Source organism: Proteus terrae (assembly GCF_003144325.1).
Lineage (GTDB): Bacteria > Pseudomonadota > Gammaproteobacteria > Enterobacterales > Enterobacteriaceae > Proteus > Proteus terrae.
The window spans coordinates 293,670-304,528 of sequence record NZ_PENS01000004.1; the positions used below are offsets into that span (position 1 = coordinate 293,670).

The window sequence follows — 10,859 nt, forward strand, 5'->3', positions numbered from 1 at the left end:
GAATGCGATGAAAGATTTTCTGATTGCCCCTTCTATTTTATCCGCTGATTTTGCTCGCCTTGGTGAAGATACTGAAAAAGTGCTCGCAGCAGGTGCAGATGTTGTCCACTTCGATGTTATGGATAACCACTATGTTCCTAATCTGACATTTGGTGCGCCAATTTGTAAGGCTCTGCGTAACTACGGTATTACAGCACCTATTGATGTTCATCTAATGGTTAAACCCGTTGACCGTATCATCCCCGATTTTGCAAAAGCGGGCGCAACTTATATCTCATTTCACGCTGAAGCCAGTGACCACGTCGATCGTACTATTCAATTAATCAAAGATTGTGGTTGTAAAGCAGGCTTAGTGCTTAATCCAGCAACCCCATTAAACTATCTCGACTATGTTATGGATAAATTGGATCTTATTCTGCTGATGTCTGTTAACCCAGGCTTTGGTGGGCAATCATTTATTCCTAATACCCTCGATAAATTACGCCAAGTTCGTAAGATGATTGATGATGGTGGTTATGACATTCGTTTAGAAATTGATGGCGGTGTCAAAGTCGATAATATTGCTGAAATAGCGCAAGCTGGCGCTGATATGTTTGTTGCAGGCTCTGCTATTTTCAATCAGCCAGACTATAAGCATGTTATCGACAATATGCGCCGTGAATTAGAAAAGGTATCGTAATGACAGATAAAAAACTCAAAGGTATCCGTGCTATCGCCTTTGATCTTGATGGCACTCTCACCGACAGCGCTGTTGGTCTTACAGAAGCAACAGACTATGCATTAAAAGCAAAAGGCTTCCCGCCTGCTGGCAAACATAATGTTACTATTTGGGTTGGGAATGGCGTGGATATGCTACTGACACGCGCTTTGCACAATGCGGGTGTTGAAGATGTGACTGATACCTTATTAAAAGAGATGCGTGATCTTTTTGATGAACATTATGCAACCTCAGTCAAAACGGGTAGTGATTTATTCCCTCACGTTAAAGAAACCCTTGAAGTATTAGCTTCACACAATATTCCTCTGGGTATCGTGACAAACAAACCAACACCATTTATTGCACCATTACTACAACAACTGGAAATTGAAAAATATTTTTCCTTAGTGTTAGGTGGCGATGATGTGAAAGAAAAAAAACCGCATCCAGCACCATTATATTTAACAATGGGCACGTTTGGTGTTAAAAAGGAAGAACTCCTTTTTGTTGGGGATTCTCGCAACGATATTATTGCAGCACAAGCGGCTGAATGCCCTTGCGTAGGTTTAACCTACGGCTATAACTACGGCGTACCTATTGCAGACAGCAAACCTGATTTTACTCTCGATAATTTTGCTGACTTGCTCTCTATCCTCGATATCACGCCAATGACAACTGTGGAACAGAATTAAAATGACGACTTCAGTAGAAAAAACGGCACAAAAGCCAATTGTATTCAGTGGTGCACAACCTTCTGGTGAATTAACTATCGGAAACTATATGGGTGCACTACGTCAATGGGTACAAATGCAAGATGACTATGATTGCATTTACTGTATCGTTGACCAACACGCTATTACAGTGCGCCAAGATCCTAAAGAGTTAAGAAAAAGAACCTTAGATACACTGGCTCTGTATCTTGCTTGTGGTATTGATCCAGAAAAAAGCACTATTTTTGTTCAGTCACATGTTCCACAACATGCACAATTAAGCTGGGCACTTAACTGCTATACCTATTTTGGTGAATTGAGCCGAATGACTCAATTTAAAGATAAATCAGCACGTCACTCTGAAAATATTAACGCAGGGTTATTCGATTATCCTGTATTAATGGCAGCGGATATTCTGATTTATCAAACAAACCAAGTGCCTGTTGGTATCGACCAAAAACAACATCTTGAATTAAGCCGTGATATTGCTCAGCGCTTTAACGCTATTTATGGCGATATCTTCACCGTACCAGATCCTTTTATTCCAAAAGGCGGTGCTCGTGTAATGGCATTACAAGATCCGACTAAAAAAATGTCTAAATCTGATGATAACCGTAATAACGTTATCGCATTGCTAGAAGATCCAAAAGCAGCGGCTAAAAAGATCAAACGTGCAATGACAGACTCAGAAGAGCCACCTCGTGTTATTTACGATCTTGAAAACAAAGCAGGTGTCTCTAACTTACTCGATATTTTAGCGGGTGTTACAGGTAAAACGATCCCTGAATTAGAAGCTGAATTTGAAGGCCAAATGTACGGTCATCTAAAAGGTGCTGTCGCTGATGCAGTATCTGAAATGCTAACCAACATTCAAGAACGTTTTAACACTTTCCGTAATGATGAAGCACTGCTCAATAAAATCATGAAAGAAGGTGCTGATAAAGCCAAAGCTCGCGCTCAAGCAACCTTGGACAAGGTTTATGACGCGATCGGATTTATTGCACATCCGTAATTTTTCATTAATACATAAAAACACCTCGCCTATTTTTAGGGAGGTGTTTTTTAGTAAAGAGGAATTATTGGGTTCTTAATACTACAAGCTAATTTTTATTAATAATAATATTAATTATCAACAAGTTAACTATTTACTCTTTAAATAACCGTCGATTAAAACTCTCAATGGTTTGATTTTGCAGTCTTAATTGCATAGTCTTGCTCCAACTTGCTGATAATCCTGCGACACTTAATAGACGATGATAAAGCTCTTCATCGAATGGCATATGAAAAGCAATCGAAATCGCTTCTTTAACAGAGACATCGCTGTTTCTTGAAACCAAGACAAGAGGATGATGACTGCCTGTTTCACCTGTACTCACAACACGATATAACCAGCCACAATAACCACTATCTTGCATAATTTGCGAAAAGTTACTGACTTCTGTCACAGTGTTAAGTTTGTAGCAAGGAGAGCGAGGTTGAGTAACTTGAATTAATGCTGTTCCCCACTGATAAATATCACCAATAAAAACATTCTCTTCTGTCATACCTGTTGTTGAGATATTTTCACCAAATGCAGGGGCATGAAAAAAATCTGTCAATTGTGGGAATTGCTCAGCCCAATAAAGATAATGCTCTTTAGGATAGTGACAAAGTGCACGATCAGGACCACCGTGAAAACTCTTTTCTGCTTGCTCATCACCTTCTAATCCTAGTGATGTTAATTTGATATGACCATCCACCAACCTTTTGGTGATCGCACTAGTAAATCCATTAGATGTTGTTGTGATATTACCGATAAAAACACTAGGAAAATAACGCATAGCTCACTACCTAAACAGAAAAGAATAACTCATAGTAAAGATAGTGTTCAAAAGAAACAATGCCAACATTTGTCGGCATTGAAAATATAAAAGAGAAAGGAAGTTATTAACTCAATTATGCTTTGCTCTGAAAACGCTTTTGCGCTTCATCCCAGTTAACCACTGACCAGAACGCTTTAATATAATCAGGGCGACGATTTTGATATTTTAAGTAGTAAGCATGCTCCCACACATCTAACCCTACAATTGGGTAACCAGATGCGCCAGCTAACTCTTCACCCATTAATGGGCTATCTTGGTTCGCAGTAGAAACAACCGAAAGTTTGCCATCGTCTTTTAATACTAGCCAAGCCCAACCAGAACCGAAACGGCTAGCCGCAGCTTTTTCAAATAACTCTTTAAAGGCATCAACACTACCAAAATCACGTTCAATCGCGTCTTTTAGCGAGCCTTGTAATTGAGTACCTAGCTTCAGACCTTTCCAGAATAATGAGTGGTTAGAGTGACCACCAGCATTATTACGTAGAAAAGTACGTTGATCAGCAGGGACTTTATGAAGATTTTTAACTAACTCATCAATTTCTAAGCCAGCAAGCTCAGGCAATTTTTCTAATGCTGTATTGGTATTATTAACATAAGTTTGATGGTGCTTAGTATGATGAATTTCCATTGTACGCTCATCAAAGTGAGGCTCTAATGCATCATAAGCATAAGGCAGTGCAGGTAATGTATAGCTCATATTAATCTCCAGTGCTGTTTTATCTTGGATCACACCATGTGATTTATCTTTTCATTTCATTATAGTGAAAAAAACGTTAATGAAAATCATTATCATATCCATATTATTTTTGTGGTTTTTTTATCCAGCACGGTTTAATTAATTTTCACAGTATATTATTTTAATTTAAAAGCGTTCTATTAAATGATAATCCTATTAAACAAGAAAATAATAGATAAATAATGCTCTGCTCGCTTTAGCACTAATTGAACATTCCATGAAAAGCATTTCCATTAATTCGTGATCTTCTGCGCAAAAAAGAAACAATCTTTATTTGCCCTCTTTTGTTAACGACTTTTTGACATAGTATTAACAATAGTGAGGAGAACTATTATGACAAAAATAAACCAACATCATATTCCTGCAAGCATTGCAGAACATGCCCTGATCAATAAAGAGCAATACCAAAAAGATTATGAATTATCCATCAAAAACCCTGAGGCCTTTTGGGCAGATAAAGGGAAAATCATTGACTGGATAAAACCATATACCGTGGTAAAGAATACTTCTTTTGACCCAGGCCATGTACGCATTCGCTGGTTTGAAGATGGTCAGCTAAATATCAGTCAAAACTGTCTTGATCGCCACCTTAAAACACGAGGAGATCAAGTCGCCATGATTTGGGAAGGTGACTCACCTAATGAATCGAAAAAAATCACTTACAAACAACTCCATCAAGATGTTTGCCAATTCGCTAATGTATTAAAAAACTTAGGTATTAAAAAAAGCGATGTTGTGGCGATTTATATGCCAATGGTGCCAGAAGCTGCGATTGCTATGCTCGCTTGTACTCGTATTGGAGCTATCCATTCTGTTATTTTTGGCGGTTTCTCTCCTGAAGCTGTAGCTGGTAGGATCATTGATTCAAAAGCTAAATTAGTGATCACTGCTGATGAAGGATTGCGTGCGGGCCGCGCCATCCCTTTAAAGAAAAATGTTGATGATGCTTTAAATCACGCTGATATCCCTCCTATTAATCATGTAGTGGTATTTCGTCGAACAGGACATACCGAACAATGGATTGAAGGACGTGATGTTTGGTGGGATGAAATCATTCAAGATGTCAGCACAGAATGTGATGTTGAAGTTATGGATGCAGAAGATCCACTCTTCATTCTGTATACCTCCGGCTCAACAGGTAAACCTAAAGGTGTACTGCACACAACAGGAGGCTATCTCGTTTATGCTTCAATGACCTTTAAATACACCTTTGATTATCACGAAGGCGATATTTATTGGTGCACCGCTGACGTAGGTTGGGTAACAGGACACAGCTACTTACTGTATGGCCCTCTTTCAAATGGTGCTACTACTGTTATGTTTGAAGGTGTTCCTAATTATCCATCAGTTAACCGTATGGCTCAGGTCGTTGATAAGCACCAAATCAATATTTTATATACTGCACCTACCGCAATCCGTGCATTAATGGCTGAAGGTGATAAGGCGATTGAAGGCACTCAACGCACCTCTCTGCGTATTCTAGGCTCTGTAGGTGAACCTATTAACCCAGAAGCATGGGAATGGTTCTATCAAAAGATGGGGCGTAGCCAGTGTCCTATTGTTGATACATGGTGGCAAACAGAAACCGGTGGTTTCATGATAACCCCATTACCAGGTGCAATGGATCTAAAACCAGGTTCAGCAACGCGTCCTTTCTTCGGCGTTCAGCCAGCAATAGTCGATAATATGGGAGAAGTACAGCAAGGGGCTTGTGAAGGCAACTTAGTGATTACTGATTCTTGGCCTGGTCAAGCAAGAACACTTTTTGGTGATCATGATCGTTTTGAACAAACTTACTTCTCAACCTTTAAAGGTATGTATTTCTCTGGTGACGGTGCTCGTCGCGATGAAGATGGTGACTATTGGATAACAGGGCGAGTTGATGATGTCTTGAATATTTCAGGTCACCGTTTAGGAACAGCAGAGATTGAATCCGCTCTTGTTGCACATCCTAAGATTGCGGAAGCCGCAGTAGTTGGTATTCCTCACAATATTAAAGGGCAAGCTATTTATGCTTATGTCACTTTAAATCACGGTGAAGAACCAACACCTGAACTTTACACTGAAGTTCGCAACTGGGTACGTAAAGAAATTGGACCAATAGCCACACCTGATATCCTACATTGGACAGATTCCTTACCTAAAACACGTTCAGGGAAAATTATGCGCCGTATCTTGCGCAAGATTGCCTCTGGCGACACAACTAACCTCGGGGATACCTCAACACTCGCCGATCCGGGTGTTGTAGAGAAACTGTTAGAAGAAAAACAGTCTCTATCACTTACTGCTTAATACACAACAAATAGCTGTCATTTAAAAAAACGTAATACGACAAAGCAAAGGCATGAAAATGCCTTTGCTGAGCTCTCTTACCTAAAAATCATGAAATGCGGGGGATTGAAACCTCTAAATCAAGTGATAAACCAAACAATTATATAGAGGAGAACTCTGATGAATGCCAATATTTATCAAGAGATAGAAAATAACCCTCGCTTTAAAGAACTGGTTAAAAAACGTAGTCGTTTTTCATGGACACTTTCGATTATTACGCTCGTTATGTATGTCTCATTTATCTTACTTATTGCGTTCTATCCACAATGGTTAGGTACGCCGCTGTATGAAGGAAGCTACATTACACGAGGTATTCCTATTGGTATGGGCTTAATCATCGCCTCATTTCTATTAACAGGCGTTTACGTTATTAAAGCCAATACAGAGTTCGACAAACTTACCGCTGAAATTATTGAAGAGGTAGAAAAATGAGAAAGTTACTCTATGCAATAAGCTTATTTTTCCTCTCCTCAACGGTTGCTTATGCTAGCGCAATAACAGAAGGAGGAGAGAAACAACCTATGAATATTCAGGCCATTATAATGTTCCTAATATTCGTAGGATTAACGCTTTACATCACTTATTGGGCATCTAAACGCACCCGCTCTCGTGCTGATTACTATACTGCTGGAGGGAAAATTACTGGCTTTCAAAACGGTATGGCGATCGCAGGTGACTTTATGTCTGCTGCCTCCTTCTTAGGGATCTCCGCACTAGTTTATACCTCTGGTTATGATGGACTTATCTATTCAATTGGATTTCTGATTGGTTGGCCTATCATTCTTTTTATCATTGCTGAGCGCTTACGTAATTTAGGGCGTTATACCTTTGCTGATGTTGTCTCCTACCGTTTAAGCCCAAAACCTGTTAGAACACTCTCAGCTGTTGGATCACTGGTTGTTGTTGCACTTTATCTAATTGCACAAATGGTAGGTGCTGGAAAATTAATCGAACTCCTTTTCGGCTTAAATTACCATATTGCTGTTGTGCTAGTCGGTATTCTAATGGTGCTATATGTTTTATTCGGTGGCATGCTAGCCACCACATGGGTTCAAATCATTAAAGCTATTTTATTACTTGCAGGTGCTAGTTTTATGGCTGTTATGGTTATGAAAGCCGTCGATTTTAATTTCAACACCTTATTTAAAGAAGCCGTTAGTGTGCACTCAAAAGGGTTCTCTATCATGAGCCCAGGTGGTTTGGTTTCTGATCCTATATCTGCTCTATCTTTAGGTCTTGCACTTATGTTTGGTACCGCGGGACTTCCTCATATCATCATGCGCTTCTTTACTGTTAGCGATGCAAAAGAAGCCCGTAAGAGTGTTTTCTATGCAACAGGTTTTATCGGTTATTTCTATATCCTTACTTTTATTATTGGTTTCGGCGCTATCTTACTCGTTAGCCCTAATCCTGTGTTCAAAGATGCCGCTGGTGCTTTAATTGGTGGAACCAATATGGCGGCTGTTCACTTAGCAGATGCTGTTGGAGGTAATTTCTTCTTAGGCTTTATCTCAGCTGTTGCCTTCGCCACTATTTTAGCCGTTGTAGCAGGACTAACTTTGGCGGGTGCATCTGCCGTATCACATGATCTCTACGCCAATGTAATTAAAAATGGTCATGCGGATGAAAGACAAGAACTAAAAGTATCTAAAATTACTGTAGTTATCTTAGGTGTCGTCGCTATTGGTTTAGGTATTTTATTTGAAAAGCAAAATATTGCCTTTATGGTGGGATTAGCTTTCTCTATTGCGGCAAGCTGTAACTTCCCAATCATATTGTTATCTATGTATTGGAAAGGACTTACAACGCGAGGTGCTGTCGCGGGAGGATGGTCTGGTCTATTAGTTGCAGTCACGTTGATGATTTTAGGACCAACAATTTGGGTAAGTATTTTAGGCCATGAAAAACCTATTTATCCTTATGAATATCCAGCATTATTCTCAATAATTATTGCTTTTGTTGTCTCGTGGCTTTTCTCTATTACAGATAAATCATCTTTAGGTGAACAAGAGAAAGCAAAATTCCAAGTACAATTTATTCGTTCTCAAATTGGCTTAGGCATTGAACAAGGTAAACAACACTAACAACCTAAAATAATGTTATCTTTCTAAATAAAAGTAACCCCGAAGTGATTTTCAACTTTGGGGTTATTCATTTTCAACATTTTTATCAATTATCATAAGAATCTCGATTATATTTCTATCATTTACTTATTTAGAATAAATTTAAGCTTCAACTACATATCTATACGATTGTTTAAATAACTTATTATTAGTTATTCCATTATTATAAATAGGAAGATAAATTAATTTAAAATCAATTAATTACAAATAAAAATAAACACAATTTATTTGCTATATCACATATTAATAAACTCAAAAAGCCCAAAATAGTGAGGAATAACCATAATAATAACAATTTCAGACACACTTCAGCCAAACAAGGCTTGTATTGTCAAAAAGTAAATGGTTAACTTTTTATTCTACATAAGAAGAGGTGGTAGTTTTTAAATAGATTATGTCTCCGTTAACTCATTACGCACTTTTATTTTTCTTATCTATAGCACCAGCAATATTGGGTGGTTCAACGCTGTATATAGAACAAAAAATCTATATTGTTCTTATTGGTTGGCTACTTATGCTGATGTGTAGTGGCATTTATCGTTCTGTTTTTGGAAAAATAATAACCTTTATTATTAGTGCATTATGGGCTTTAAACCTTTCTATTTCTCTGTTTTTTTATCGTGAACACGATATTGCTTTTTCATCATCTATTGCTGAAACTTTTATTAATACTAACGGTAGTGAAACTGTTGGTATGCTCTCTTATAATAAGTACTATGTCTTATTTTACCTATGTGCTTTTGCCATTTACTATTTTCTCATCCATAAAACGGCTCGAGTCTCTGATCTAAAAACAGCAAAAAAAAGTGTGATTGTATTTGTTATATTAATCGCCATTATTCCAATATATAAAAACTTAGCATTAAGAAACGATAACAAAAGTAAATTACTTGCAGAATATGCTCTTTTAAATACCCCTTTTTATAATGCTGCAGCGCTTGTCCGAACCTTCCATGAAAATCGCCAAATTAGAAAAATTGCTACTCAGAAAGTAGAGTATCAATATAATAAAAGTAATGATAATACAGAAGTTTATATTCTTATTCTTGGGGAATCAGTTCGCAGAGATCATCTAGGAATTTATGGCTATCAGTACGATACAACGCCTAATTTGATGAAAGAAAAGAGTAATCTTATCCTATTCAATCAAGTTTATTCCCCAGCACCAGTAACTATTCTTTCTGTGCCCATTTCACTCTCAAATATAAGATTGGAGCAGTTACAAGATAAAAATCATTATGCTGATAATATTGTTTCTCTCGCGAATCACGCCGGATTTAAAACATATTGGCTAAGTAACCAAGGTAAAGGTAATCAAAAAACCAGTGTTATTTCTGTCATTGCTAATATGGCTCAAAATAAAAAGTGGAATGAGTTTATCGGTTATGATGAAGAACTACTTCCTTATTTAGATCAGGCTCTCAATGAACCTTCTACACAGAAAAAACTAATTATCTTACATACATATGGTAGCCATGAACCAGCCTGTAATCGGTTTCCAAATCAATATTTAAAGAAATTCACGCAAGAAGATGATGATAACTGCTATGACAGCTCTATCGCTTATACAGATAAATTAATTAATGACATTATTGAGAGAGTCAAAGACAAGCCAGCTTCTATTCTCTACTTTGCAGATCACGCTTTACAGCGTCTCGATAAAAATAGAGAGGTTCGTTATCATCATGGCGTAAATACACCACGAAAAGAAGCTTATGATATACCGCTATTTATTTGGTATAGCCCATCATCTATTAAACCTATTATTAATGATGATGTAGTGAATAAACCTTATTCAACGGTAAATAACTATTGGCTGTTAAGTAGTTGGCTTGGGATAGAACATAATTCACCCCAAAAGTGCCATTCACCATTAAATGAATGCTATCAGCCTAAATCACAAATAACGGTTATTGATGGGAATAAAAATCTCTTAAACTATGATGTATTAAGTTCAGAAGAGCAGACACCACAATAATATTCTCGTCAAAAATATCTAAATACGAAATACACTTAATAATGAAAAGTGTATTTATATTCTCATTATTTATTTAATAAGATCTATCTGAGATGACAAGAGTTGAAAATAGCAGAATGCTAGGTATCAAATTAAGTGATGTTAGAAGAGGATAACCACGCCAATGAAATACCATAAATAGGGTTTAATTGCGTTAAAAGTGGCAATTTTATTGAGGAATATAACAACAATAATAGTTTTTTATTCGGAGTAGCTAAACCTACAAACGCAAAAAAGCCAACCCATTGGGTTGGCTTTTTCGTCTTATTATGGCTTTAGCCAGTTTAAGTCGCGCTAGCGTCTTAAACATAAAACCACCTGCTTTGCAGGTGGCGTTCAAGGGTTATACCAAGAAAAACACCTTTCCGTTACGATATAGATGT

9 protein-coding genes are annotated in these 10,859 nt (G+C 37.5%); 7 read left to right on the forward strand and 2 right to left on the reverse strand.

The window, feature by feature from the left end:
• Nucleotides 1-7: 7 nt before the first annotated feature.
• From rpe to trpS, 3 genes are read left to right on the forward strand one after another with little or no spacing between them, the layout of a single operon-like run.
• A complete protein-coding gene (gene rpe, locus DK857_RS04735; RefSeq protein ID WP_075672600.1) occupies nucleotides 8-679 on the forward strand; it encodes a ribulose-phosphate 3-epimerase in 672 nt (223 codons plus the stop codon).
• On the forward strand, nucleotides 679-1,389 hold the full coding sequence (locus DK857_RS04740) for a phosphoglycolate phosphatase (protein ID WP_109401678.1): 711 nt from the start codon (nucleotides 679-681) through the stop codon (nucleotides 1,387-1,389). The genes rpe and DK857_RS04740 overlap by 1 nt, the downstream gene beginning before the upstream one ends.
• 1 nt (nucleotide 1,390) lies before the next feature.
• Nucleotides 1,391-2,419 (forward strand): tryptophan--tRNA ligase, encoded by a 1,029-nt coding sequence (gene trpS, locus DK857_RS04745; RefSeq protein ID WP_075672602.1) that lies wholly within the window; start codon nucleotides 1,391-1,393, stop codon nucleotides 2,417-2,419.
• A gap of 133 nt (nucleotides 2,420-2,552) precedes the next feature.
• On the opposite strand, the gene yiiM is transcribed toward trpS, so the two are convergent.
• Nucleotides 2,553-3,227, reverse strand: a complete 675-nt coding sequence (gene yiiM, locus DK857_RS04750; protein ID WP_109395195.1) for a 6-hydroxyaminopurine reductase — start codon at nucleotides 3,225-3,227, stop codon at nucleotides 2,553-2,555.
• Between the two features lie 115 nt (nucleotides 3,228-3,342).
• Nucleotides 3,343-3,966, reverse strand: a complete 624-nt coding sequence (sodA, locus tag DK857_RS04755) for a superoxide dismutase [Mn] (RefSeq protein ID WP_109395194.1) — start codon at nucleotides 3,964-3,966, stop codon at nucleotides 3,343-3,345.
• A gap of 372 nt (nucleotides 3,967-4,338) precedes the next feature.
• On the opposite strand from sodA, the gene acs reads away from it, so the two are divergent.
• From acs to DK857_RS04775, 4 genes are all read left to right on the forward strand, one after another.
• Nucleotides 4,339-6,297 carry an acetate--CoA ligase gene (acs, locus tag DK857_RS04760; protein ID WP_109401679.1) on the forward strand — a complete coding sequence of 653 codons (1,959 nt, stop codon included), beginning with the start codon at nucleotides 4,339-4,341 and terminating at the stop codon, nucleotides 6,295-6,297.
• A 159-nt stretch (nucleotides 6,298-6,456) separates the two neighbouring features.
• Nucleotides 6,457-6,768 carry a DUF485 domain-containing protein gene (locus tag DK857_RS04765; RefSeq protein WP_075672606.1) on the forward strand — a complete coding sequence of 104 codons (312 nt, stop codon included), beginning with the start codon at nucleotides 6,457-6,459 and terminating at the stop codon, nucleotides 6,766-6,768.
• Nucleotides 6,765-8,420 (forward strand): cation acetate symporter, encoded by a 1,656-nt coding sequence (locus DK857_RS04770; RefSeq protein WP_109401680.1) that lies wholly within the window; start codon nucleotides 6,765-6,767, stop codon nucleotides 8,418-8,420. The genes DK857_RS04765 and DK857_RS04770 overlap by 4 nt, the downstream gene beginning before the upstream one ends.
• A 433-nt stretch (nucleotides 8,421-8,853) precedes the next feature.
• Nucleotides 8,854-10,437: a phosphoethanolamine transferase gene (locus DK857_RS04775; RefSeq protein ID WP_109401681.1), complete on the forward strand. Its 1,584-nt coding sequence runs from the start codon at nucleotides 8,854-8,856 to the stop codon at nucleotides 10,435-10,437.
• Nucleotides 10,438-10,859 lie beyond the last annotated feature (422 nt).